Raw genomic sequence first — 23,411 nt, 5'->3', positions numbered from 1 at the left:
CGGTTCCGGCCATGCTAAGCCTGTTTCTGGTGGCGCTTGCCAGTGCCACCCTGCTGCCTGGAGGCTCCGAGCTGTGGCTGGCGCGGCTGTGGTGCCAGGGCGAGCCAGCGCTGGCCCTGTGGAGTCTGGCCACCGCCGGCAATACCCTTGGCAGCTTGATCAACGTCGCCTTGGGGCGCTATGCCCGCCATTATCAACATCGGCGCTGGTTTCCCGTTTCTCCACCGGCATTGGCGCGAGCCGAAAGGGGCTACCGGCGCTTTGGGGAGGCAAGCTTGCTTTTGGCCTGGGCGCCGGTGATCGGCGATCCGCTGACGGTGCTGGCCGGTCTTTTCCGACTGCCCTGGTGGCGAGCCACGCTGTGGATACTGATCGCCAAGGGGGCACGCTATGCGCTGGTGCTGTGGCTCGCTGGGCGCTTCCTGGTGCCGCTTTGCGCCGGTTGAATGCCGATGCCGGGAGTAAAGCCAAGGCTCATAAGCAGAGGACAAAAAAGGGCCACCCGAAGATGGCCCTTGTCTGAGTGGCGTGCGCCTTACTCGGTGGTGTCGCCCTCGGGGTTGCGGGCGTTGTAGTAGGCCTGCTCGGAGATGGCGTGGTAGTTCACGACCTTCTCCTGGAAGCTGGTGTAGGAGTCGTAGATCTTCTTGGCCATCTCGCTGGACTCGCCAAGTTCTGCGACGACTTCGGCGGACAGTTCCTTGGCCCGGGCCAGCACGTCGTCCGGCAGGCGACGCAGCTCGACGTCATGCTCGTTGATCAGCGTTTCGAGCGCGTCGTTGTTGCGTGCGGTGTACTCGTCGAGCATATCGGCGTTGACGTCGCGGATCGCGGTCTTGAGGATCGCCTGCAGGTCGGCCGGAAGCGACGACATGGCCTCGTCATTGACGATCGCCTCGAACATCACAGTCGGCTCGTGCCAGCCCGGATAGTAGTAATAATCGGCCGCCTGATAGAGGCCAAAGGCCAGGTCGTTGTATGGACCGATCCACTCGGTGGCGTCGATGGCGCCGGACTGCAGCGACGTGAAGATCTCGCCGCCGGGCATGTTGACGATGGCCACGCCCATGCGGCTCATGACTTCGCCGCCGAGGCCCGGCATGCGCATCTTGAGGCCGTCCAGGTCGGCGGTGGAGTTGATCTCCTCGTTGAACCAGCCCCCCATTTGCACGCCGGACGCGCCGGCCACCATGACGTCGACCCCGAACGGCTCGTAGAGCTCGTTCCAGAGTTCCATGCCGCCGCCGTAGTGCAGCCAAGCGTTCATTTCCTGGGCATTCATGCCGAAGGGTACCGCCGCGAAGAACTGGGCTGCCGGGGCCTTGCCCTTCCAGTAGTAGGAAGCGGAGTGGCCGAGCTCGGCGGTGCCTTCGGCGACGGCGTCGAAGACTTCGAAGCCGGGCACCAGCTGGCCGGCGCCATAAACGTCGATGGTCAAGCGGCCGTCGGACATTTCATCGACCAGCTTGGCCAGGCGCTCCGGCCCTTGGCCGACACCCGGGAAGTTCTTCGGCCAGGAGGTGACCATCTTCCATTCGAAGGTTTCCTGAGCCTGAGCGGTGTTATCCACGCTGGAAACCAGGAACAGGCCGGAGGCAGCGCTGCTGATGGCCACGGCGGCGACGAGTGATTTAAGTTTCATGCGACTTCCTCTCGTTATTTTGCGCATTGTTGTACAGGTTGTTGTGCGGTTTGTGGTGCGAGAGGCCCGCCTAGCGGGCCGGCATGCGAGTTGGGCCAGTGGCCCGGGGCCGACACCGCGCGGGTGCCGGGAAAACTTCATGCTCTTTTTATGTCGTCAGCATCGGTCAAAATTGCGCTGGCAGCCAGGTAGCAAGTTCGGGGAAGAAGGCCAGGGCGATCAGCATGCCTAGCTGCAGGCCGATGAACGGGATGACCCCCCGGTAGATGGCTGAGGTCGGTACCGACTCCGGCGCTACGCCACGCAGGTAGAACAGCGCGAAGCCGAAGGGCGGTGTCAGGAACGAGGTCTGCAGATTGATGGCGATCATGATGCCCAGCCAGACCGGGTCGAGTCCCATGGCCAGCAGAATCGGCCCAACGATCGGCACCACCACGAAGGTGATCTCGATGAAGTCGAGGATGAAGCCGAGCAGGAAGATCACCACCATCACCACCAGGGTCGCTCCCACCACGCCGCCAGGCATGTTGTTGAAGACCTCGTGGATCAGCTCCTCGCCGCCAAAGGCGCGGAACACCAGTGAGAATAGCGCCGCCCCGATCAGGATCAGGAACACCATGGTGGTGACGTGGGCAGTGGAGCGCAGCGCTTCCTTGAGGGTGTTGAAGTCCAGCTGGCGATAGGCCAGGGCCAGCACCAAGGCACCGAAGGCACCCACCGCCGACGCCTCGGTGGGCGTGGCGAAGCCACCGAGGATCGAGCCCAGCACTGCGATGATCAGTACGATCGGCGGCACCAGGCCCTTGAGCAGCAGGGTGAACAAGCTGCCCTGATGACCGAGCTCTTCCATCAGCTCTTCGCGGTCGGCGGGCGGCGCTGCTTCAGGCTTGAGCCAGGCGATGAAGGCGACATAGGCGATGTAGAGCGCCACCAGGATCAGGCCGGGCACCAGAGCGCCCATGAACAGATCGCCGACCGAGACGGTCTTGGGGCTGAAGATGCCCATCGACAGCTGGGCCTGCTGATAGGCGGAAGACAGGACGTCACCCAGCAGTACCAGAGCGATCGAGGGGGGAATGATCTGGCCCAGGGTGCCGGTAGCGCAGATGGTGCCGGTAGCCAGCGGCATGCTATAGCCGCGCTTGAGCATGGTCGGCAGAGACAGCAGACCCATGGTTACCACGGTGGCACCGACAATGCCGGTCGAGGCCGCCAGCATCATGCCAACCAGGGTCACCGAGATGCCCAGGCCGCCGCGCAGCGAGCCGAACAGCAGCGCCATGGCATCGAGCAGGGTCTCGGCAACCTTCGACTTCTCGAGCAATACGCCCATCAGCACGAACAATGGCACCGCCAGCAGCGTCTGGTTGGTCATGATCCCATAGAGTCGGTTAGGAAAGGCCGACAGGAAGCCGGGGTCGAAGTGCGCATTGATGCCGAGCGCTTCGAGGCCCATGCCGAGGCCGGCAAAGGCAAGCGCGGTGCCGGCCAGCGACAGGGCGACCGGGAAACCGAACATCAGCACCACGCAGATGACGGCGAACAGGATCAGGGGCATGAATTCCAGCATTACAGCAGTTCCTCGGCGTCGTCATCGTGGGTCGGCGCCAGGCGCCCGGTGAAGATCATGGCGTTGCGTGCTATCTCGACGAGCCCCTGCAGAATCATCAGGCCAGCGAATGCAGGGATCAGCGTCTTGAGCAGGAAGACGCCGGGGATACCGCCGGATTCCGGCGAGCCTTCAAGGATCGCCCAGGATTTACCGACATAGCCAAGGCTGGTCAGGATCACGAAGACCATCACCGGCAGCAGCAGGAAAAGGGTGCCGAGAAGGTCGACCAGCGCCTTCTTGCGTGCTGTCATGCCGCGATAGAAGATATCCACCCGCACATGGCCGTCGTGCTTGAGGGTGTAGCCGGCGGCCAGCATGAAGACGCTGGCGTGCATGTACATCACCGATTCCTGCATCGGGATGCTATTGAAGTTGAAGGCGTAGCGCAGTACCACGATCAGGAACTGGATCAGCATCATGATCAGGATCAACCAGGCCAGGCTTTTGCCCAGCCATTCGGAGGCCTGGTCAAGCCTGGCAAAGATGCCCGGCAGAGTGGAAGAGGAGGGCATGGGCGTCTCGCTTTGGGTATCTAACGAAAGTCTACGCCGCTGGCTCGCCAGCGATGGCAAGCCGGGCGGGTGGTCACTACCACCATGGTCGATGAGTGTACGTGATTTGCCCAAGTGCTGTTATGCCAAGCACTTATCCATTGGTCGAAGTAATTGGTCTTACCTATTGCCCAGGGCGACGTGACATACCTCTGGCAAGGTGATGTCGACGGCGATCGGCAGGTGGTCGGAAAACAATTGATCGAGCACGCGCACTTCGCTGGCTGCGAGGGACCTGGAGAGCAGGATGTGATCCAGTGCCCGTCGCGGCTGCCAGGACGGATAGCTCAACGGGGGGAGCACCGGGTCGAGCGGCAAGGAGGCGCAGAACCGGTCGTGGGAGTGCAGCTGTTCGGGGGTGCAGTTCAGATCGCCCATCACCACTACATGATTAAGTGGACTGATGATCTCGCTCAGGTAATCCAGCTGTCGAGAGCGGGTGCGATAGCCCAGCGCCAGATGGGCAACGAACAGGTGCAGGGCGTCGGGGCCGTGGCCGAACCGGGCATGGATGGCGCCGCGCCCGGGTAGAGTGCCGGGCAGGCGATGCTCCACGAGGTGCGTGGGCGTGAGCCGCGACAGCAGGCCATTGCTGTGCTGGGCGACCCGGCCCAGATTGCGATTAAGCTGCTGATAGTGGTGGGGAAAGCCGGCCTTGCGGGCCAGGTACTCGACCTGGTTGACATGGCCGGACCGGAAGCTACCTCCGTCGACCTCCTGCAGGCCGACGAGGTCAAAGTCCCTTAGCACATCGCTCATCATCGCGAGACGGTCGAGACGACGAGGATGCGGCAGCAGGTGTTGCCAACTGCGGGTCAGGTAATGGTGATATGCAGAGGTCTGAATACCGACCTGCAGGTTGAAGGTCAGCAGACGCAGGCGATGGCCGTCGCGATGCAGCCGCTGGCCTTCGGGGCGGGGCACGGCGTGGCTCATGGCGAACCGACCCCACGATTGGAAGCGTTTGTTTCGCTCATGAGGCGTCGCTGCGTTCCTCGCGGACTTGTTTGATCAGTTCTCCGGCAATCTGCGGCATGTTCTCGAGGCTTCCTGCGCTTGACGGAGTGATCACGTAGTGGCCGTCGACGATCAGGGCCGGCACGCCCATTAACTGCATGGCGCGCATGCGGGCATGGGCCTGGTTGACCTGGCTTTTGACGCCGAAGGAGTTCAGCGCATCCAGCGCGTCTTGCTCGCTGACACCATAGTCGCTGAAGAAAGCGGCGATTTCTTCGGGGTCGGTCAGTTGCTTGCCTTGCTGGTGGATCGCATCGAAGAAATCCTCGTGAATCTCTTCCTGGATGCCCAACTGCTTGGCAGCATAGAAGGCCATGGCGTGGCGGTTCCAGGCACCCCCCATGGTGGCCGGCATGCGTTGGAAGGTGACGTCATCGGGCAGCTCTGACACCCAGGCGTTAAGCGGCTCCTCTAGCTTGTAGCAGTGCGGGCAGCCGTACCAGAACGCTTCGGTGACCGCGATCTGGCCGTCCTCGACGCGGGTCGGTACGGGTTCATCCAGCACCTCGTAGTGCTGACCGGCAACCGGCGGGGCCGCCATGGCCAGGGTGGACATGCCGAGGCCGATGAGGGCAACGCTTAGTGTCTTGAACATGTGACAGACTCTCCTTGAAAAGGCTTGTACGGATCGCGGAACCGTGAGGATATGCGCAAAGGTAACAGGAAATGCCGGTGGGGTGAGCCCCGGCCACAGGCTTTGAGCCCAGCCGGGCGGCAGGGTTCCATCAGCGGTGCTTGCTGGCACCAGGCCAACGACGTGGTAGGCATCAACGCAAAGGCTGCCCTCATCAGGTCTGCGCCGATATCAGGCCCTCACCCGGCCTCTCACCACGGACTCGTTCATTAAGTGTCAAGGCGCCGGAAGGCTACCTGAGCGCTTGTCTTAAAGCGGGCCTCAATGGAGGCCCAGCAGGTACTGGGAGACTGCCTGCATGTCATCATCGCTCATCTTGCCGGCAATGGTGCGCATGATGGCGTTGGGGTCGTTGGCCCGTTCGCCGGCCGCGAAGGCCTTAAGCGTGGAGACGGTATAGTCGGTCTTCTGGCCGGACAGCGCCGGGTAGGCCGCGGTGCCGATGCCTTGCCCGGTGGGGCTGTGGCAGGCGGTACAGGCCGGGATGCCCTTGGCCATGTCGCCGGCACGGTAGAGTTGCTGGCCGCGGGCGATGACCTCTTCCTCGGCATCGATCTGGCCGAGGTTCGAGGGTTTGCTGGCAAAGTAGGCGGCCACGTCGGCGGCATCCTGGTCGGAGAAGTTGTCGACCTGGCCGGCCATCTGCGCCACCACGCGATTGCCGTCGCGGATGTCCATGATCTGCTTGGCCAGGTAGGACGCCTGCTGCCCCGCGAGGTTAGGGAACATGCCCACGGCACTGATCCCTTCGGCGCCGTGACAGGCGGCGCAGCTTTGCGCCATTTCGCGACCCGCGGCTGGATCGCCCTTGAGTTCGGCCTGGGCCAAGCCGCTGACGCTCAGGGTGATGGCCAAGCTTGCCAGTGCCAGTAACTTTCTCATCGCAAGTCCACTCTGCCTAAACGTGTTGCCTGTCCGAAATTGACCGGTACACCCCCGGTAGGAACGCCTCATCATGAGCGCGCCTAACTGTCAGGTCGCGGTTCGCGGTCGGTGAGAGCGCGGTGGTACACTAGCCATCTTTATGACGCAGATATTAGAAACTGCAGTATAGCCAGTTCATCTAGCAACTTGAATTGCCCGTTCGTCGCCGTCAAGCCTCAGGATTCCCACCGACCATGCCGCGTCTCAATTATCAGACTGCCCGTTTCCTCACCAGCGCTCCGACGCTTGCCAAGTGCCCGCCGGACCTAGGCGTGGAGGTGGCCTTTGCCGGTCGCTCCAATGCCGGAAAATCCAGCGCCATCAATGCACTGACGCAGCAGAAAGCCCTAGCGCGGACCTCCAAGACGCCGGGCCGTACCCAACTGATCAATTTTTTCGGCCTCGCCAACGGTGACGAGTGCCGCCTGGTGGACCTTCCTGGCTATGGTTATGCCAAGGTGCCGGAGCAGGTCAAGCTCGAGTGGCAGCGGCACCTGGCGGAGTATCTGCAGGAACGTGAATCGCTGCGTGGCCTGGTATTGCTGATGGACGTGCGCCATCCGCTGACCGAGTTCGACGAGATGATGCTTGGCTGGGCCGACGACAAGGATATGGCGGTTCGTATCCTGCTGACCAAGGCCGACAAGCTGAAGCCAGGAGCGGCCAAGAACGCCCTGCATAATGTGCGCGGTCGGTTGCGGGAGTGGGAGGATCTGGTATCGGTCCAGCTGTTTTCTGCGCTCAAGCGTCAGGGCGTCGATGACGTGCATCGTCAGCTCGATGACTGGCTGCTGGGCGACGAGACAAGCTGAGAGGGCAGGGCTCGGCCTTTCCGAGGCGGTGATCAGGCAGGCTCAGACGCTTAGAAGACCCAGACCGGCGCTGCCTGGCGGTGGTGGTCGAGAAGACGCTGGCGAAGGGTGTCGAGACACTCCGCCGTGCAGCCGGAACCTTCCAGGCCGGCCACGTCGCGCTCGGAGCGCTGTGGCCAGGTGCGACGAGGCGCCTCGGCTGTTCCCGCCCAGGCCCTTGCCAACGGCACCGTATTGGCAGTGCCATTCACCGCGATAGCGGGCTCGATTTTTAGGGTTGGGGTGGCTTGTACGGCTTGCATCGGCACCGAGGCCTGGTTGTCAGCTAACATCACCTCGAACGATGCAGCGCTGAGCCCCCAGCCAAGCAGCATAGCCAGCGCCAGGGCGGGAGACAGGGCTTGGCAGCGTCCGGGAAAAAAGCCTGCCTTGGCCGGGGTGGCGCAGTCACGAGGGTGCATGGGCGGTGACTCCTGTACATATCCTGTACAGGAGTATGGGTCTGTGCCGCGTTTTGTACAAGAGTTTCCGGCTGCTCGTCCTACTCCACGCCCACGACGTTTGCCTGGCCTTGCGTCGCTTCTTCCCCACCTTCCTCGCCACGTCACTCAGCTAGTCGCTTGCGTTGCTATCTCTCGACCCATCAAAGAAGCCGCCGGTACGACGCCGGCTGCGTCAGCGGCCACCTTCCACGAGGCTTTCCAGCAGCGCGGGCAGCTCCCGGACATGGCCTAGCCGGTGCACACCCGGCAGATACGACGGTAGCCCCTCGTCACGCTTGTCGATCCACGCCACGCGCATCCCCAGGCGCTGGGCTGGCAGCACGTCTTCGGCCCAGGAATCTCCCACATGCATGGCCTGCGAGGGTGTCGCCCTCAAGCGTGACAGGGCCGCCAGGAAGGGGCGAGCGTCGGGTTTGGGCGCATGCATCTCGCCAGCGGCAATGCGCACCGGAAAGTGATGTGCCAGCGGCAACCTGGTCAGATCGACGTTGCCGTTGGTGACGGCGGCCAGGCGAAAGTCCGCGCCGAGGTTAGTGAGCAGCGATTCGACTTCGGGGTAGGGCGTCAGGCGGTGGCGCAGGGTCATGAACTCGTCCATGGCGGCGGTGGCCCAGCGCCGTGATTCCTCGTTGGACAGCCCATACTCGGTCAGCAGTTCATAGAGACTCTGTTCGCGAATCCAGGTGAAGTCGCCACGTCGCAGCGGGTGACGTGCCGCCAGTTCGCCGCGGCGTTGCTGGTAGGCGGTGAGCGGGAAACGCTCGCCGAAACGGCCCAGGGTGTCGAGGCGAGGAGCGTGCCAAGTGGTCAGGGCCTCGTCGAGCCAGGCGTAGTGGCCAGTTTCAGTGTGGGCCATGACCTGGCCGTTATCCCAGAGGGTGTCGTCGAGGTCGAAGGTCAGGGCCGTCAGCGGTCGGGCCGGTGTCATGGTGTCCCCTCGTCGGACGGCGGGCGGCGTCGCGCCCTTGGGTGGGCGGCATCGTAGCTGGCGGCCAGGTGCTGCCAGTCGAGCCGGGTGTATACCTGGGTCGTCGACAGGTGGGCATGACCAAGCAGCTCCTGGACAGCGCGCAGGTCCTGACTCGATTCCAGCAGGTGGCTGGCGAAGGAGTGTCGCAATCGGTGTGGGTGCAGATGCTCGGCAAGGCCGCGCTCCCGGGCAAGGGACGCCAGGCGAAGCTGAACGGCGCGGTGGCCGAGCCGGGCGCCGCGCTGACCGACAAACAGCGCCGGCTCATCGACCTTTGCCCACTGGCCGCGGGCCTGGACCCAGGTGTCCAGCGCCGTAGTGGCGCGGCGGCCGACCGGCACTTGGCGAGGCTTGCCGCCCTTGCCGATTACTCGCACTCGCGTCGACTCAATATCGCCCAGATTGAGCGCTGCCAGTTCGGCCAGGCGCAGGCCGCTGGAGTAGAAGAGCTCCAGCATGGCCTGGTCGCGGCGTGCCAGCGGGCTATCGTCATGAGGGGTGTTCAGGAAGCGCGCCAGCTGGTCGACGTCGACGGGGCGCGGCAAGTGCTGGGGCTGACGCGGCGAGGGCGTTAGCGAGACCGGGTTATGGGCAAGTACGCCCTCGTGCACCAGGGTGTCGGCGAACCGTGACAGGGCTGCGCGGCGCCGGGCCAGGCTCCGCGGTGCCAGCCCGCGACTGCGTTCCTGGCCCAGGAAGCGCCGCACCAGGGCGGCGTCCAGCTGCGACCAGGAGGTAAGCGATGCCTGCTCGGCGTAGGCGCGAAAGCGGGCCAAGTCGCGCCGATAGGCGTCGACGGTGGCCGGGCTGGCGTGGCGTGCCAAGGTCTCGAGGAAGGCCGACAGCGGCGCCTCGAGGGTGGGCTCAGGCATGGCGGGGCGCATCATGGGGTGGCGGGGCATGGCGGACCAGCAGTCGCGATACCACCTCGCCCAGGTATTCGGTGAACAGGGTGTCGAGGCTGGCGCGGAAGTGGTCCGGGTCGGGGCTCGCCAGTACCAGGTAGCCCAGCGGCTCGCCAAGGGTCAGGCGGGTCAGGGCGCAGGAGCCTGCCTTCTCGGGCACCTTGGTGTGGGGCAGCAGGCGTTTCCAGTCGGTGACCGACAGCCGCGCGCAGCGGCTGGCTCTACCGTCGAGCAGGGCGGATAAGCGCGTCTCGGCAGCGGCGTCGAGCACCTGGCGCGGGGCCTGGGGCGGGGTGGTCTCACCATCGCTGAGGCTTGACGGGCACCAGAGCGCCACGCTCGGCGTTTGAAAGCGCTCGCTGAGCTCCCGCGCCAGGGCCTGGCCCAGGTCGTCGTTGCTCTCGGTCTCGAGCAGTGCCAGCACCAGCTCCCGGATGCGCCGGTACTGAGCCTCGTTATGGCGCGCCGATTCGAGCAGCGTCTCGAGACGCCATTCGGCGGTTTCGGCGCGGCCGCGTAGGTCGTGGACCAGGCGCTCGAGCAGCGAGGTGGCGCCGCGGGTCTCTGGATGCGGGACCTTTAGCTGCTGCAACAGGCCCTCTCGCCCTTCGAAGAAGTCAGGGTGGCGCGCCAGCCAGTGAGCGACCATCTCCGGGTCCAGGGTCTGGCGCGGTTCGGGGATCTTGGCACCGGCCATGGGGCACTCCTTCTGTCGTCTCGTTTCGCCTTGCTCGTCTTGCCAGCCCATCGGAATGGCGGCGCGGGATCAGCTTAGCGCGACCCGACCATCGAAGACACGCACAACCGGTCCGGTCATCAGCAAAGGCGCATCCTGGTTCGGCCAGGCGATGGTCAGGTCGCCGCCGGTCAGGTGCACGGTGACCGGACTTTCGAGCAGGCCCTGACGGATGCCGCAGGCCACCGCCGCGCAGGCGCCGGTGCCGCAGGCCAGGGTCTCACCGCTGCCGCGCTCGAAGACGCGAAGGCGGATCTCGTTAGGCGACATCACCTGCATGAAGCCGACGTTGACCCGGCGCGGGAAGCGCGGATGCGCTTCGATAGCGGGGCCCAAGCGAGCCACTGGTGCGGTCTTGACGTCCTCGACCGTGAGTACCGCATGGGGGTTGCCCAGAGACGCCACGCCGATCTCGAGCGTCTCGCCGTCGACCTCCAGGCGATGGCGCAGGCGGTCCTCATCGGCCTCGAAGGGCAGGCTTTGCGGCGCAAAGCGTGGCACGCCCATGTCGACGCTGACCCGGCCGTCGTCCTCGACCTTGAGGGTCAGCGGGCCGCCGCGGGTCTCGACGTGGATCTCATGCTTGTGGGTCAGGCGCTGATCGCGCACGAAGCGGGCAAAGCAGCGCGCCCCGTTGCCACAGTTCTCCACTTCGCTGCCGTCGGCGTTGAAGATCCGGTAGCGAAAGTCCATGTCCGGGTCCAGCGGGGGCTCGACGACCAGCAACTGGTCGAAACCGATACCGAAGTGTCGGTCGGCCAGTTCGCGAATCTGCTCGTCGCGCAGCCGGGCTCGCTGGGTGATCAGGTCGACGACCATGAAGTCGTTGCCGAGCCCGTGCATCTTGGTGAAGTGCAGGAGCATCAGCATGCCTCCGGGCCATCGGGAAGCAGCGTTTCGCCGCTCCATAGCTCTTCGATGTGCTCGCGGCGGCGCACCAGGTGCAGCGTCTCGCCATCGACCATCACCTCGGCAGGCCGCGGCCGGCTGTTGTAGTTCGAGGCCATCACGAAGCCGTAGGCGCCGGCCGAGCGTACCGCCAGCAGATCGCCTGGGGCGATCGCCAGTTCGCGCTCCTTGCCGAGGAAGTCGCCGGTCTCGCAGACCGGGCCGACCACATCAAAGGTGGCACTTTCGCGGGGCAGGCGGGTGTCGACCGGCAGAATCGCCTGCCAGGCCTGGTAGAGCGCCGGACGAATCAGGTCGTTCATGGCCGCGTCGACGATGGCAAAGTTCTTGGTTTCGCCGGGCTTCAGGAACTCGACACGGGTCAGCATCACCCCGGCGTTGGCGGCGATCGAGCGGCCCGGTTCGAACAGCAGGGTCAGCGAGCGGCCACCGTGACTCGCCAGGCGCTCGAGCAGCGCGGTGGCATAGGCGAAGGGCTCGGGCGGCCGTTCGCCCTGGTAGGGCACACCCAGGCCGCCGCCGAGATCCAGATGCTCGACCTTAATGCCGCGTTCCTCGAGACGCTCGAGCAGCGCCAGCAAGCGATCGAGGGCATCGAGGAAGGGCGAGAGCTCGGTGAGCTGTGAGCCAATATGACAGTCGATGCCGACTACCTCGAGATGGGGCAGGGCGGCGGCGTGCTCGTAGGCGGCCAGGGCATCGTCTACCGGGATGCCGAACTTGTTGTCCTTGAGGCCAGTGGAAATGTAGGGATGAGTGCGAGCGTCGACATCGGGATTGACTCGCAGCGACACCGGCGCCACCTTGCCGAGCCGCTCGGCGACGGTGTTGAGACGCTCGAGCTCGGGCAGCGATTCGACGTTGAAGCACTTGATGCCGAGTTCCAGTGCCCGGGCCATCTCGCCTTCCTGCTTGGCAACGCCGGAGAACACCACCTTGGCGGGGTCACCGCCGGCGGCCATTACCCGCTCCAGCTCCCCCTGAGACACGATGTCGAAGCCGGCGCCGAGGCGGGCCAGTACATTGAGCACGGCGAGATTGGAGTTGGCCTTGACCGCGTAGCAGATCAGATGCGGATGGCTGCCCAACGCCTCGTCGTAGGCACGAAAATGCCGCTCCAGGGTAGCCCGGGAATAGACGTAGCAGGGCGTGCCGAAGCGCTCGGCGACCGACGCCAGGGGCACGTCTTCGGCGTGCAGCACGCCGTTACGGTAGTCGAAATGATCCATGCTCAGCTCTCGTCTTCGGGTGCGTCGGGGGCCGTATCGGCCGGCGTGCTCTCGCCGGTCTGGTCGTTGGTATCGCCGTTCGCTGTCTTGCCCGGTTGCTCACTCGCTGCCTTACTCACGACGGCGGCGTTGTCGCCTTGGCTGTCGGCAGGCATATACAGCGGTCCTTTCTGGCCGCAGCCGGCGAGCAGCAGGGCCGCCAGGACGATCATCGGCAGGGTGCGCGTCACAACTTTCATCTCAGCCCTCGCGGTACAGGGAGGACAGGGCGTCGCGGGCACGCTGGGCGGCGGCGCGGACCTGATCCGGGGCGGTGCCGCCGATATGGTCGCGGGCCGCCACCGAGCCTTCCAGGGTCAGCACCTCGAAGACATCCTCGCCGATGATGTTGGAGAACTGCTGGAGCTCGTCGAGGGTCATCTCGGACAGATCCTTGCCTTCCTTCAGGCCGAAGGCGACCGAGTGGCCGACGATCTCGTGGGCGTCGCGGAAGGCCACGCCCTTGCGCACCAGGTAGTCGGCGAGGTCGGTGGCGGTGGAGAACCCCTTGCGCGCCGCTTCATACATGCTGTCGGCCTTGGCCTCGATGGCCGGCACCATGTCAGCGAAGGCCTTGAGGCAGCCCTTGACGGTATCGAGGGTGTCGAATAGCGGCTCCTTGTCTTCCTGATTGTCCTTGTTGTAGGCCAAGGGCTGCGACTTCATCAGCGTCAGCAGGCTCATCAGGTGACCGAAGACGCGTCCGCTCTTGCCACGCACCAGCTCGGGAACGTCCGGGTTTTTCTTCTGCGGCATGATCGAGGAGCCGGTGCAGAAGCGGTCGGGTAGGTCGATGAAGTCGAACTGGGCGCTGGTCCACAGCACCAGTTCCTCGCTCATGCGCGACATGTGCATCAGCAATAGGCTGGCAAAGGAGGTGAATTCGATGGCGAAGTCGCGATCGCTCACCGAGTCCAGGCTGTTCTCGCTGGGCCGCTCGAAGCCGAGCAGCTCGGCAGTGATGTGACGGTCGATAGGGAAGGTGGTGCCCGCCAGCGCTGCGGCGCCCAGCGGCATCACGTTGACGCGGCGGCGGCAGTCGAGCAGGCGTTCGTGATCGCGGGTCAGCATTTCCTGCCAGGCCAGCAGATGGTGGCCGAAGGTCACCGGCTGGGCGGTCTGCAGGTGCGTGAAGCCGGGCATGATGGTGTCGGCTTCGCTGGCGGCCAGTTCGATCAGCCCCTCACGCAGGCGGCCAAGCTCGGCGCTGACCGCATCGATCTCGTCGCGCAGATAGAGACGAATGTCGGTGGCGATCTGGTCGTTGCGCGAGCGCCCGGTGTGCAGCTTCTTGCCGGTGATGCCGATCTTGTCGGTCAGCCGCGCCTCGAGATTCATATGCACGTCTTCGAGCTTCACCGACCAGGCGAAGCGGCCTTCGGCAATTTCCTGCTCGATTTCACCGAGGCCCTGGATGATGGCATCGCGCTCGTCGGTGGTCAGCACGCCGACCCGCTCGAGCATGGTGGCGTGGGCGATGGAGCCGCGAATATCGTGGTGATAGAGGCGCTGGTCGAAATCCACCGAGGCAGTGAAACGCTCGACGAAAGCATCGGTGGGCTCGCTGAAGCGACCGCCCCAGGACTGATTGGTAGACGTCGTCATCGGACTGGCAATCCCGCTGTGAAGTAGCATGAGAGTATGACTCCGGAGTGTACCAGAGTCGGTGAGGCTGGCCACGCTGCCCGCCGGGGCGCCGTAGGTGGGCCGAGAGAATTTTTCCTGCCCCGGCGGGTGCTTTATGATGATGTCATGACCGACGCGGGCGTCTCGCCCCGCTAGCGTCTCGAGCGCCGCCCGAGACGCGTCTCGCCCCGATTGGAGATCACTGTGCCTGCCAAGCCAACTTTACGCATCGCCACCCGCAAGAGCCTTCTCGCCCTATGGCAAGCCGAGCATGTGCGCGACCGCCTGATGGCGCTGTATCCCGATCTCGAGGTCGAGCTGGTGGCCATGTCCACTCGCGGTGACAAGATCCTCGACACGCCGCTGGCCAAGGTCGGCGGCAAGGGGTTGTTCGTCAAGGAACTCGAGGATGCCATGCTCGATGGCCGCGCCGACATCGCCGTGCACTCGATGAAGGACGTGCCGATGCACTTCCCGGAAGGGCTGGGACTATCGGTGATTCTCGAGGGGGCCGAACCCACCGACGCCTTCGTCTCCAACCAGTATTCCTCGCTTGATGAGCTGCCCGAGGGCGCTCGAGTCGGTACCTCGAGCCTGCGGCGTGGCCTGCAGGTGCGCGAGGCGCGCCCGGATATCGAGGTGCTGAGCCTGCGCGGCAACGTCCAGACTCGCCTGCGCAAGCTCGACGACGGTGAATTCGACGCCATCATTCTCGCCACCTCCGGCCTCAAGCGCCTGGGACTCGAGGACCGCATCGCTCAGGACATGCCCCCCGAGATCAGCCTGCCGGCTTGCGGCCAGGGCGCTCTGGGCATCGAGTGTCGCAATGATGACGCCGACCTGGTGCGCCTGCTGGCCGCCCTCGATGACCCTGATACCGCGGCACGGGTGCGCGCCGAGCGGGCCATGAACACCCGCCTAGAGGGCGGTTGCCAGGTGCCGATCGGCGGCCATGCGGTCTTCGAGGACGGCGGTCGCACCCTCTGGTTGCGTGCCCTGGTGGGCAACCCCGAAGGCACCGAGGTGCTGCGCGCCGAGGGGCGTGGCTCGGTCGAAGAGCCCGAGGCGCTGGGCATCCGTGTCGCCGAGGACCTGCTCGAACAGGGCGCCGGCGAGATTCTCGCCCGAGTCTACGGCGACGTTTGAGCATGGCGGCGCCGCGGGTACTGGTCACCCGACCTGGTGAGCGGGCACGGCAACTGGTCGCCTCTCTCGCGGCGACCGGTGCTGCCCCCGAGCTACTCAAGGTGATGCGTCTGGAAGCGCTGCCCGAAACGCCGGAGCAGCGCAGCCACTGGCTGAATATCGATGAGTTCCGGCGTGTGGTAGTGGTCAGCCCCTCGGCGGCCGAGTGCCTGGCTGAAGCACTCGATCGCTACTGGCCACAGCTGCCGATCGGTGTGGATTTTTATGCGGTAGGTGCCGCCACCGCCGCTATCCTGCATGAACGGTTAGGCGTTCGTGTTCATGTGCCAAGCGCTGGTCAGGGCTTGAACAGGCACGACGCTGGCGAAACGCACCAGGCGCAAGGGGATACCAGCGAGGCGTTGCTGGCGTTGCCTTCGCTGCAGGTGCTTAATGAGCAGAAGGTGCTGGTGGTGGCCGGCGAGGGTGGTCGTCCTCTGCTGGCCGATACCCTGGCGGCGCGTGGCGCCCGCCTGACCCGTCTGGCGGTCTATCGGCGCGTGCTTCTCACGCCAGAAGCGAGCATGCAGCAACGGTTGGCCACCGGCGACTACGCCGCGCTAGTGGTGAGTAGCGGCGAAATCCTCGAACATCTGGCAGGATGGTGCCAACCGGCAGCGTTGAACCAACCGCTAATCGTTTCCAGTCAGCGCTTGGCTACACTGGCAGGCAGCCTGGGTTTCGCGAATTGTCGCGTCGCCGCAGGCGCCACGCCAGTCGCTCTGGCGGCTGAAGTCGCCAGGGCCTGCCACCTGGACGGTGCCGATGTCGATCATGACGATCTTGAAAAGGGCTAGCGACAGATGAGCAAGCAATCACACGATCAGGACGAACCGCAGCAGGCGCCGGGCACTTCCGCCTCGGCCGCCGCTGCTCAGAATGACACCTCATCGTCGGGCGCCACGTCGTCGACCGCCGATGCGTCGGATACCCGTTCAGCGGATGCGTCCGGCACGGGCGAGGCGAACAAGACCAGCACCCGCGGCCGCCCCAGGGGGCGTCGCGGCGGTAAGGGCCGCACCTCTAACACCCGCGATAGCGCGAGCGCCAGAGCCCAGGGCGACGACGCCTCGGCGCAGACGAACAGCAAGGGGGCGGAGAGTCAAAACGCCGACCGTCATAGCGCTGAAAGCCAAGGTTCTGAGAGTAAGGACTCTGAGAGCAAGGGCTCTGATAGCAAGGGTGCTGAGAGCAAGGCTTCTGTAAGCAAGAGCACTGGGACTCAGGCGTCCGGTGACCAGAACGCCGGCGCGAGTGCCAAGGCCTCGACTGGAGCATCAACGCCGAGTGCTCAGGCCACCAAGTCCTCGGCGTCGACGCCAGCATCATCTCAGACCACTTCGTCAAAGTCCTCAGCGTCAAAGTCCTCTGCATCCAAGCCCTCGACAGCGGATGGCGCCGGTGGCAGCGGCCAGGGCGGTTCAGCCACGGCGGCCTCGGGCGGTAATGGCGGCGGGCGCCAGACCACCGGTACCGTTGCCCTGGTGCTGGTGATCCTTTTGGCTGTGGGCGTGGTGGTCGCTGGCTGGTTCGGCTGGCAGCGCCTAGAGCAGCAGCAACAGCGCTTGGCGCAGGTCGATACCAACCGCGAGGCGGTGAGCGCTCTCGAGAGTCGCCTCAGTGAGGCCGAACAGGCCCGCGCCTCGGTAGATGAGGCCGTGGCGAGCGTCGAAAGTGAGTTTTCCGACTACCAAAGCCAGGTCAATGACACCTTGGATGGCGTGCTCGATGAGCTCAATAGCCAGCAGCAGACCGATGAGCGGGAGTGGCTGCATGCCGAAGTCGCCTACCTGCTGCGCCTGGCCAATCAGCGACTGCAGCTCGAGCGCGATGTGGGCGGCGCCATGGCGCTGCTCGAGACCGCCGACAAGCGTCTGAAAGAGGCCGACAACCCGGCGTTGCTGCCGGTGCGCCGAGCCGTTGCCGATGAACTTGCCAAGCTGGATGCGGTACCCGATGTCGATCGCACCGGCCTCTACCTGTCGCTCAATGCTCAACAGGAGCAACTGGCCAGCCTGCCCCTCAAGCAGGACGTGGCCGAGATCGCCGCCGAAGGCAGCATCGAGACCCCGCCCAGCGGCGACTGGCAGCAGCAACTGAAGCGCTTTGGCAGTGAGCTCAAGGACTTGGTCACGGTGCGCCGTCATGACCAGGCCCTGGAAGCCTTGATCACCCCCGAGCAGGAATCCTACCTGCGCCAGAACGTGCGTTTGGTGATTGAGCAGGCTCAGTTAGCGCTGCTCAAGGAAGAGCCAGAGCTGTATCGAGCCAGCCTGGATAAGGCCGTGACTCTGATCGAAGGCTATTACGACACCGACCGTGATAGCGTCCAGACGTCCATCGCGCGGCTCACCGACATGCGTGGCAAGACCATTCGCCCCGAGCTCCCGGACATCAGCGGCTCTCAGCAGGCCATGGCGCACTTCATCCAGACGCGTTTCGATGCCGGTGCCCAGGGAGGTGATGCATGAGAAAGCTGATCCTGCTGATCGTACTGGGGCTGGCCGTTGGCGCCCTGTTCGGACAGCTGATGCAGACCTTGCCCGGCTACTGGCTGGTACGGGTCGGCGATACCTCGGTGCAGACCTCGTTCTGGTTCGGCCTGGTGCTGCTGTTGGGCGCCTTCCTGGTGCTGCATTTCGTGCTGCGAATACTGATGCGTATGCGCCGCCCGGTCAGCCGCCTGAAACTGTGGAGTAGCCGCAACCGTAACCGCAACGCCATGCGCCGGACGGTGCGCGGCCTGGTGGCGCTGGCCGAAGGGCGCTGGAAGCGCGCCGAGAAATCGCTCGTCAAGGCGGCCGATGATTCCAGTACGCCGCTGGTCAACTATCTTTCCGCGGCCCTGGCGGCCCACTATCAGGGACGTTACGAGCAGGCCGATACCCTGCTCAAGCGCGCCCATCTGTCCACCGAGGGTGCCGACACGGCAGTGGGCATGGTGCAGGCCCAGCTGATGCTCGATCGCCAGCACTACGAGGAAGCGCTTGCGACCCTGACGCGCCTCGACAAGCAGTTGCCCGATCACCCGCAGATCCTCAAGCTGCTCAAGCAGGCGTATTTGAGCGTCAGCGATTGGGATGGCCTGCGCCGGCTGATGCCGCGCCTCGCGAGACACCAACTGATCGCCGAGGACGAACGCCAGGAGCTTGAGCAGCGTGCCTATCGTGAGTTGATCGTGCAGGCCTCGCGTAACCCCGACGACATCGAGCGAGTGCGTAACCTGTGGGCCGACATGCCCGATCACCTGCGTAGCAACATCGAGCTGGTGGGGCTTTACGCCGAGGCGCTGGTACGCGGCGGTGAGGAAGGGATCGCTGAGCGCCTGCTGCGCCATTCGCTGAAGGATCACTGGGACGCGCGGTTGGTGCTTCGCTACGGGCTTCTCAACGTCGATGCGTCGCGCCAGCTGGCCTACGCCGAGAAATGGCTGCAGGAGCGTCCCAACGACCCGGACCTGCTGCTGACGCTGGGTCGTCTGTCGCTGCGCAACGCCTACTGGGGCAAGGCGCAGGAATACTTCGTGTCCAGCCAGCGTCAACGCCCCAGCGGCGTCGTCTGTGCTGAGCTTGCCAGGCTGTTTGCCAACCTTGGCGAGCACAACAAGAGCCAGCTCTACTATCGCCAGAGTGTCGAGCTGCTCGACCGCTCGCTGCCCGCCTTGCCTCAGCCCAGCGATGCCAATCGCTGAGCCATTCTCCGTTTTGCTCTTCCGGGCGCCCTAGTGGCGCCCTTTTTTATGCCACTGCGTGGCATTCGGCTGCGATAGCGGCAGGACCGATCCCACCTCGAACCTAGCCGGCCAGACGGGGCCTGAACCAGCCAGGTCGATGCCGCTTGCCCATCAAGCCGCAGGTTCTGGACAGGGCAGCTTCCTGGGCCGGGGATGGTCAGCGCGAGGTAAGGGTCGCTGGCCGCCCCGTTGATGGCTCGCCCGGTGGCGTCAGCTATTGGCGGTGTGCCCGCTATCCAGAAGCCGGGCACAAAAAAGGGCCACCCGAGGATGGCCCATGATCGATCCTTGTCTATCCGAGTCAGGGTCAGGTCTCGTCGCTCTCACCGTCGTAATCGACCGCGGGAATCGAGCCTTTGCCTTGTTCCACCGGCTGCTCATCGTGGGACTCGTCGTCCTTGTCGCCACCGGAGCGGCGCTTAGCACGACTCTCCAGGACGCGAATGTTGCCGGCCGGCGCCGAGCCCTCTTTGTCCTCGCCGAAGTAGAGCGTGGTATGCGGGAAGGGAATCTCGATACCCGCCGCGTCGAAGTGCATCTTGACCAAGCGGTTGTAGGCACGGCCGGTGGCCCACTGGGTACCCGGTGTGGTCTTCAGGCGCACGCGGATATTTACCGAGCTGTCGGCCAGGGCGATGACGCCGGCGACTTCCAGGGGGGCGAGCAGGTTCTGCTTGTGGTCGTCGCTGGCGGCCAGTTCCTCGAAGGCATCCTGCAGGCACTCGATTGCCTCGTCGATGCTCTCGCGATAGGCGATGCCGTATTCGCCGACGTGGTAGGCGAATTCACGCATGTAGTTGGACACGGTATCGACGCTGGAAAAGGGCACGATGTGATAGGTGCCGGACAGGTCGCGGATACCCACCGAGCGGATGCTCAAGCGCTCTGCGGTGCCGGTGACGCCGCCAACGGTGACCACATCGCCGGTGTTCATGGCGTTTTCCACCTGGATGAATACCCCGGTGATGATGTCCTGTACCAGCTTCTGGGCACCGAAACCGATGGCCAGGCCCAGCACCCCGGCGCCCGCGATCAGCGGGCCGATATTGATGCCGATCTCGGACAGCGCAATCATCAGCGTCATGGCGATGATGGTGATGGCCAGGGCGTTACGGAACAGGCTCAGCAGCGTCTGTGCACGGGCCGTGGGCTCGCCGCTGCCGGTTTCCGGATTGAGGCGGTGCTCGATCAGGCTGGCGAGCCCGATCCAGATGGCCATGGCCACGGTCACGATCAGCAGTACGCTGATGACCTTGGCGACCAGGCCGCGGCCCAAGTCAGTGGCATACCAGCCGGCTAGGTCGAAGATGCCCCAGGCGCTGGCAGTGATCATGACCACGGTGATCAGGATCAGTGCCCGGATTACCCGCAGCAGGTTGGGTACATAGGCATTGAGACGTGTCTCGAGCAACGGCAGCTTGCGCTTGAGGTCATCCGGCAGGTGAATGCGCTTGCCGATGGTCTGGGTCAAGAAGCTGGAGATCAGCATGCCTGCGCCGACCACCGCGAGTGTCTGCAGGGTAGCGAGCATCACGAAGGGCAGTGCATCTTCCGGGCGGGTGAACGTCAGCACCAACACCATCAGGAAGTAGGCGATCGCCAGCAGGTGCCATACGCGGGCGAACAGCTTGAGCGAGACTCGGGTGGCACTCATGGTCGCCTTGGCGGCCTGGGCATTGATGCCATCACGCAGGCGCTGGCGGTTCTTGAGTACCACGCTTACCGCGTAAATGAAGGCGCCGATCATGACCAGGGCGCCCACACCCTCGCCGAGGGCCGGCGACAGGTAGTAGTTGAGTAGCGGTACCACCACCATCAGGCCGTAGCCGACCAGACCGATTAAGCGGGCGATCCAGCGGTTCCAGTAGCTTGCCTCTTCAGCCGCGATGGGCAGCAGGCGCAGTCCCTCGTAGCGAGAGGCGAATAGCATGCGCACCCCAGCCTTGAGCAGTTCGATGACCAGGAAGGCATTGAGGAACAGCGAGGCTCGGGTCGATAGTTCGCCGCTTTCACCGATAGCAAAGGTGGCCAGCAGGTTACCGCCTACATAGGCCAGAGCAATCACCAGCACGTCAACGGCGGCGGCAATCGCCACGGCCAGCACCAGGCGCAGCACTGGCGTCGTGCCTGGGCCCTGCTGGGACCAGCGGCCGACCGATGAGAAGGCTGGTCGTGCCAGGCGCCTGAGCGCGACGAACAGCACGAAGGTCGCGATGATCACCAGTCCAAGGTTCAGCGCCGCCGAGCTGAAGGCATCCATGTCGAAAGGCTGCCCTGTACCTGCACCCTGGAAAATGCCGCTGAGCGCTGCCACGAGCCCCTCGAGCTGACTGCCAATCTCGCTGGCAATCGTGCTGGTCAGCTCGGCCAACTGTCGTGGCAGTGAGGCTGCATTGGCCTCCTGGCCGCTGGGGGCCTGGTCGGCGGCGGTCTCGGCGCTTGAGTCGGCTGCTGCCTGGGCGTTCTCTTGAGCGTTACTAGCCATGCCGCGCAGCTGATCGATCAACTGGGTCCGAGTTGCCTCGTTCTCCAGCAGGTCAGCCAGCGTGGAATAGGCGGGGGTATCGGTGGGGGGGCTCTCTTGAGCCTGTGCCGGCAAGCCAAACAGCATCAGTGCCGTCAGCAGCCAGGCCATCAAGGGTAGCAGTCGCAATTTCAGCACACATGCCTCCGTGTAATGGTGTGAATGATGTGGGGCACTCGGCGGCGCGTTGCTTGGCATCAAAGCATGGGCTGAGGTGAGTCACAAGGCGTTGCCTGTCATGCCGGGGTCATGCAGTTAGGCTATAAACGTCGCCAGATCGGTCATCATCGCATGATAAACCTTTGTTATACAGAAATTGTACATTGTGCGATCGGTCGTGCACTATATACTACCAGAAGTCGCAGGCGCAGGAGGCGCGCGACGCATCACGCCATCAGGAGGAAAGCGGTATGTTGGAAGTTCGTCTGGAGCTGGAATGTTCGCTGTGCGGTGCCCAGCACTTTCGAATCCCCACCTGCGATGCAGATCGGCAAGTAGTGACCTGTGCCCGCTGTCATAGCGTCAAATGCCGGGCAGAGGATCTGGAGTGGCGTATGGCACAGGCCAGCGAGTTGCGCCGTAGATCTAGAGAGACCCTTCTGGCCAGTTGAGTATTTGAGCACCGGACGTCTGCTTGGCGCCTGGTGCTAGATTTTGGTGTCAGGCCTCTCAGTCAATGCCGCTCAAGAAGGGGCCTTTTCCCAACCGTCTTCGATAAGCCGTTTTTGGCAAGCAAGTAGTACCGTGAGCAGTACCTTCGACCACCCGCATGCGGGTGGTTTTTTTATAGCTGTGGGTCGTTACTTCTCGTCGGCGTAGGGCACCGTCTTGGAGTCCTCATCGCAGCCAGGGTCGCTGAGGAAGGTCTTGTCGACATCCAGCACGCCCAGGTGGCTAATGGTGCGACGACCCAGGAGTAGCGGATAGTTCATCTTGCTGCGGTTGCGCAGGCTGAAGTCTTCCTCGTAGCGGGTGTCGCCCAGACAGATGGTCATGATGACGGTTGGGCGATGCGAGGTGCCGCCGGCGCCACGCAGTACCAGATCGCGATTTACCGGCCGCTCAAGCGTTTTCTCGAACATCTCACCGGTTTCTTCATCCTCGAGTTCGAGGCGGAAGCGTACCCAGTCTTCCCCATCCTTCTCGAAGCGCTCAATGTCGCGGGCATCCAGCGACGAGGTCAGGGCGCCGCTGTCGAGCTTGGCCTTTACCTCGACGCCCCAGGGTTCGACGAGGGCTTTTTCGACCCAGCCGAAGACCGGCTGATCGGTGGTTTCCTGCGCAAGTGCCGGCGTCAGGGTGGTGGTGGCCAGCAGGGCGGCCAGGGATAGGTGGCGCATCAAGGCAAACATCGAGCCTCCTCGGCATGGTTTAGCGCAGTGAGAGTCAATTCAAGCGTGATGGTTCCACTGCCGACGACCTAGAGCAAGCCCCAGGGTGTGGAGAGCGCCGACACGTGGTTGTGCTGGGTGTCGGCGGAAACGAAAAAAGCCACCCGGTGTGGGTGGCTTCTCTCTGATGTTGGTGGAGACGGCGGGAATTGAACCCGGGGGTGTGGAGAGCGCCGACACGTGGTTGTGCTGGGTGTCGGCGGAAACGAAAAAAGCCACCCGGTGTGGGTGGCTTCTCTCTGATGTTGGTGGAGGCGGCGGGAATTGAACCCCGGGGGTGTGGTGAGCGCCGACACGTGGTTGTGCTGGGTGTCAGCGGAAACGAAAAAAGCCACCCGGTGTGGGTGGCTTCTCTCTGATGTTGGTGGAGACGGCGGGAATTGAATCCCGGAGGTGTGGAGAGCGCCGACACGTGGTTGTGCTGGGTGTCGGCGGAAACGAAAAAAGCCACCCGGTGTGGGTGGCTTCT

At 64.1% G+C, this 23,411-nt stretch carries 21 protein-coding genes and 1 pseudogene; 6 read left to right on the top strand and 16 right to left on the bottom strand.

What is annotated here, in order from left to right; translation table 11 throughout:
- Nucleotides 1-11 precede the first annotated feature (11 nt).
- Nucleotides 12-446 carry a YqaA family protein gene (locus HUS66_RS15070; protein ID WP_175071969.1) on the top strand — a complete coding sequence of 145 codons (435 nt, stop codon included), beginning with the start codon at nt 12-14 and terminating at the stop codon, nt 444-446.
- A gap of 89 nt (nt 447-535) precedes the next feature.
- On the opposite strand, the gene HUS66_RS15065 is transcribed toward HUS66_RS15070, so the two are convergent.
- The 6 genes from HUS66_RS15065 to HUS66_RS15040 form a co-directional block, all read right to left on the bottom strand.
- Complete coding sequence (locus HUS66_RS15065; RefSeq protein ID WP_175071967.1) at nt 536-1,642, bottom strand: TRAP transporter substrate-binding protein; 1,107 nt, start codon at nt 1,640-1,642, stop codon at nt 536-538.
- A 166-nt stretch (nt 1,643-1,808) separates the two neighbouring features.
- On the bottom strand, nt 1,809-3,212 hold the full coding sequence (locus tag HUS66_RS15060; protein ID WP_175071965.1) for a TRAP transporter large permease: 1,404 nt from the start codon (nt 3,210-3,212) through the stop codon (nt 1,809-1,811).
- On the bottom strand, nt 3,212-3,766 hold the full coding sequence (locus tag HUS66_RS15055; protein WP_175071963.1) for a TRAP transporter small permease subunit: 555 nt from the start codon (nt 3,764-3,766) through the stop codon (nt 3,212-3,214). The genes HUS66_RS15060 and HUS66_RS15055 overlap by 1 nt, the downstream gene beginning before the upstream one ends.
- Nucleotides 3,767-3,925: 159 nt before the next feature.
- On the bottom strand, nt 3,926-4,729 hold the full coding sequence (locus HUS66_RS15050) for an endonuclease/exonuclease/phosphatase family protein (protein ID WP_282847498.1): 804 nt from the start codon (nt 4,727-4,729) through the stop codon (nt 3,926-3,928).
- A gap of 49 nt (nt 4,730-4,778) precedes the next feature.
- On the bottom strand, nt 4,779-5,417 hold the full coding sequence (locus HUS66_RS15045) for a thiol:disulfide interchange protein DsbA/DsbL (protein WP_175071959.1): 639 nt from the start codon (nt 5,415-5,417) through the stop codon (nt 4,779-4,781).
- Nucleotides 5,418-5,717: 300 nt separating this feature from the next.
- Entirely contained in the window at nt 5,718-6,338 is a 621-nt protein-coding gene (locus HUS66_RS15040) for a c-type cytochrome (protein WP_175071956.1), read from the bottom strand.
- A gap of 236 nt (nt 6,339-6,574) precedes the next feature.
- On the opposite strand from HUS66_RS15040, the gene yihA reads away from it, so the two are divergent.
- The gene (gene yihA, locus HUS66_RS15035) at nt 6,575-7,192 is read left to right on the top strand and encodes a ribosome biogenesis GTP-binding protein YihA/YsxC (RefSeq protein ID WP_175071954.1); all 618 of its coding nucleotides are present in this window, start codon (nt 6,575-6,577) and stop codon (nt 7,190-7,192) included.
- A 50-nt stretch (nt 7,193-7,242) separates the two neighbouring features.
- Here yihA and HUS66_RS15030 read toward each other — a convergent pair whose 3' ends face one another.
- The 8 genes and pseudogenes from HUS66_RS15030 to argH form a co-directional block, all read right to left on the bottom strand.
- Nucleotides 7,243-7,653: a hypothetical protein gene (locus HUS66_RS15030; protein WP_175071952.1), complete on the bottom strand. Its 411-nt coding sequence runs from the start codon at nt 7,651-7,653 to the stop codon at nt 7,243-7,245.
- A gap of 214 nt (nt 7,654-7,867) precedes the next feature.
- Nucleotides 7,868-8,623: an HAD family hydrolase gene (locus HUS66_RS15025; protein WP_175071950.1), complete on the bottom strand. Its 756-nt coding sequence runs from the start codon at nt 8,621-8,623 to the stop codon at nt 7,868-7,870.
- Complete coding sequence (locus HUS66_RS15020) at nt 8,620-9,537, bottom strand: tyrosine recombinase XerC (protein WP_175071947.1); 918 nt, start codon at nt 9,535-9,537, stop codon at nt 8,620-8,622. Before HUS66_RS15020 ends, HUS66_RS15025 begins: the two co-directional genes overlap by 4 nt.
- Entirely contained in the window at nt 9,530-10,267 is a 738-nt protein-coding gene (locus tag HUS66_RS15015) for a DUF484 family protein (RefSeq protein ID WP_175071945.1), read from the bottom strand. The genes HUS66_RS15020 and HUS66_RS15015 overlap by 8 nt, the downstream gene beginning before the upstream one ends.
- Nucleotides 10,268-10,336: 69 nt before the next feature.
- Complete coding sequence (dapF, locus tag HUS66_RS15010; RefSeq protein WP_175071943.1) at nt 10,337-11,170, bottom strand: diaminopimelate epimerase; 834 nt, start codon at nt 11,168-11,170, stop codon at nt 10,337-10,339.
- Nucleotides 11,170-12,444: a diaminopimelate decarboxylase gene (gene lysA, locus HUS66_RS15005; RefSeq protein WP_175071941.1), complete on the bottom strand. Its 1,275-nt coding sequence runs from the start codon at nt 12,442-12,444 to the stop codon at nt 11,170-11,172. Before lysA ends, dapF begins: the two co-directional genes overlap by 1 nt.
- 122 nt (nt 12,445-12,566) lie before the next feature.
- Nucleotides 12,567-12,683 (bottom strand): annotated as a pseudogene (gene lptM, locus HUS66_RS18145) (LPS translocon maturation chaperone LptM); the annotation flags it as partial.
- A gap of 1 nt (nt 12,684) precedes the next feature.
- Complete coding sequence (gene argH, locus HUS66_RS14995; RefSeq protein ID WP_175071937.1) at nt 12,685-14,088, bottom strand: argininosuccinate lyase; 1,404 nt, start codon at nt 14,086-14,088, stop codon at nt 12,685-12,687.
- A gap of 225 nt (nt 14,089-14,313) precedes the next feature.
- Between argH and hemC the strand changes: the two genes are divergently transcribed.
- From hemC to HUS66_RS14975, 4 genes are read left to right on the top strand one after another with little or no spacing between them, the layout of a single operon-like run.
- Nucleotides 14,314-15,255 (top strand): hydroxymethylbilane synthase, encoded by a 942-nt coding sequence (gene hemC / locus HUS66_RS14990; RefSeq protein WP_175071935.1) that lies wholly within the window; start codon nt 14,314-14,316, stop codon nt 15,253-15,255.
- Nucleotides 15,256-15,257: 2 nt separating this feature from the next.
- A complete protein-coding gene (locus tag HUS66_RS14985; protein ID WP_175071933.1) occupies nt 15,258-16,091 on the top strand; it encodes a uroporphyrinogen-III synthase in 834 nt (277 codons plus the stop codon).
- A 6-nt stretch (nt 16,092-16,097) separates the two neighbouring features.
- Nucleotides 16,098-17,765 (top strand): uroporphyrinogen-III C-methyltransferase, encoded by a 1,668-nt coding sequence (locus HUS66_RS14980; protein ID WP_175071931.1) that lies wholly within the window; start codon nt 16,098-16,100, stop codon nt 17,763-17,765.
- Nucleotides 17,762-18,985, top strand: coding sequence for a heme biosynthesis HemY N-terminal domain-containing protein (locus tag HUS66_RS14975; RefSeq protein ID WP_175071929.1), 1,224 nt, complete (start codon nt 17,762-17,764; stop codon nt 18,983-18,985). Before HUS66_RS14980 ends, HUS66_RS14975 begins: the two co-directional genes overlap by 4 nt.
- Before the next feature lie 349 nt (nt 18,986-19,334).
- Here HUS66_RS14975 and ybiO read toward each other — a convergent pair whose 3' ends face one another.
- Both ybiO and HUS66_RS14965 read right to left on the bottom strand, forming a co-directional pair.
- Nucleotides 19,335-21,689, bottom strand: a complete 2,355-nt coding sequence (ybiO, locus tag HUS66_RS14970) for a mechanosensitive channel protein (protein ID WP_175071927.1) — start codon at nt 21,687-21,689, stop codon at nt 19,335-19,337.
- 662 nt (nt 21,690-22,351) lie between these two features.
- Nucleotides 22,352-22,903 (bottom strand): ATP-dependent zinc protease family protein, encoded by a 552-nt coding sequence (locus tag HUS66_RS14965; RefSeq protein ID WP_175071925.1) that lies wholly within the window; start codon nt 22,901-22,903, stop codon nt 22,352-22,354.
- Between the last annotated feature and the right edge of the window lie 508 nt (nt 22,904-23,411).

Source organism: Onishia taeanensis (assembly GCF_013349955.1).
GTDB classification, from domain to species: Bacteria; Pseudomonadota; Gammaproteobacteria; order Pseudomonadales; family Halomonadaceae; genus Onishia; species Onishia taeanensis_B.
The sequence above is the reverse complement of the archived record's forward strand: the minus strand, read 5'-3'. Positions and strand labels throughout refer to the sequence as shown.

Coding starts and splice junctions, on each gene's coding strand:
- yihA (WP_175071954.1), top strand. CDS start 6,575: ATGCCGCGTCTCAATTATCAGACTGCCCGTTTCCTCACCAGCGCTCCG.
- HUS66_RS15045 (WP_175071959.1), bottom strand. CDS start 5,417: ATGTTCAAGACACTAAGCGTTGCCCTCATCGGCCTCGGCATGTCCACC.
- HUS66_RS15070 (WP_175071969.1), top strand. CDS start 12: ATGCTAAGCCTGTTTCTGGTGGCGCTTGCCAGTGCCACCCTGCTGCCT.
- HUS66_RS15055 (WP_175071963.1), bottom strand. CDS start 3,766: ATGCCCTCCTCTTCCACTCTGCCGGGCATCTTTGCCAGGCTTGACCAG.
- HUS66_RS15020 (WP_175071947.1), bottom strand. CDS start 9,537: ATGCCTGAGCCCACCCTCGAGGCGCCGCTGTCGGCCTTCCTCGAGACC.
- argH (WP_175071937.1), bottom strand. CDS start 14,088: ATGACGACGTCTACCAATCAGTCCTGGGGCGGTCGCTTCAGCGAGCCC.
- HUS66_RS14980 (WP_175071931.1), top strand. CDS start 16,098: ATGAGCAAGCAATCACACGATCAGGACGAACCGCAGCAGGCGCCGGGC.
- HUS66_RS15015 (WP_175071945.1), bottom strand. CDS start 10,267: ATGGCCGGTGCCAAGATCCCCGAACCGCGCCAGACCCTGGACCCGGAG.
- HUS66_RS15065 (WP_175071967.1), bottom strand. CDS start 1,642: ATGAAACTTAAATCACTCGTCGCCGCCGTGGCCATCAGCAGCGCTGCC.
- HUS66_RS14985 (WP_175071933.1), top strand. CDS start 15,258: ATGGCGGCGCCGCGGGTACTGGTCACCCGACCTGGTGAGCGGGCACGG.
- dapF (WP_175071943.1), bottom strand. CDS start 11,170: ATGCTCCTGCACTTCACCAAGATGCACGGGCTCGGCAACGACTTCATG.
- HUS66_RS15040 (WP_175071956.1), bottom strand. CDS start 6,338: ATGAGAAAGTTACTGGCACTGGCAAGCTTGGCCATCACCCTGAGCGTC.
- lysA (WP_175071941.1), bottom strand. CDS start 12,444: ATGGATCATTTCGACTACCGTAACGGCGTGCTGCACGCCGAAGACGTG.
- HUS66_RS15030 (WP_175071952.1), bottom strand. CDS start 7,653: ATGCACCCTCGTGACTGCGCCACCCCGGCCAAGGCAGGCTTTTTTCCC.
- HUS66_RS15060 (WP_175071965.1), bottom strand. CDS start 3,212: ATGCTGGAATTCATGCCCCTGATCCTGTTCGCCGTCATCTGCGTGGTG.
- HUS66_RS14975 (WP_175071929.1), top strand. CDS start 17,762: ATGAGAAAGCTGATCCTGCTGATCGTACTGGGGCTGGCCGTTGGCGCC.
- HUS66_RS14965 (WP_175071925.1), bottom strand. CDS start 22,903: ATGTTTGCCTTGATGCGCCACCTATCCCTGGCCGCCCTGCTGGCCACC.
- HUS66_RS15025 (WP_175071950.1), bottom strand. CDS start 8,623: ATGACACCGGCCCGACCGCTGACGGCCCTGACCTTCGACCTCGACGAC.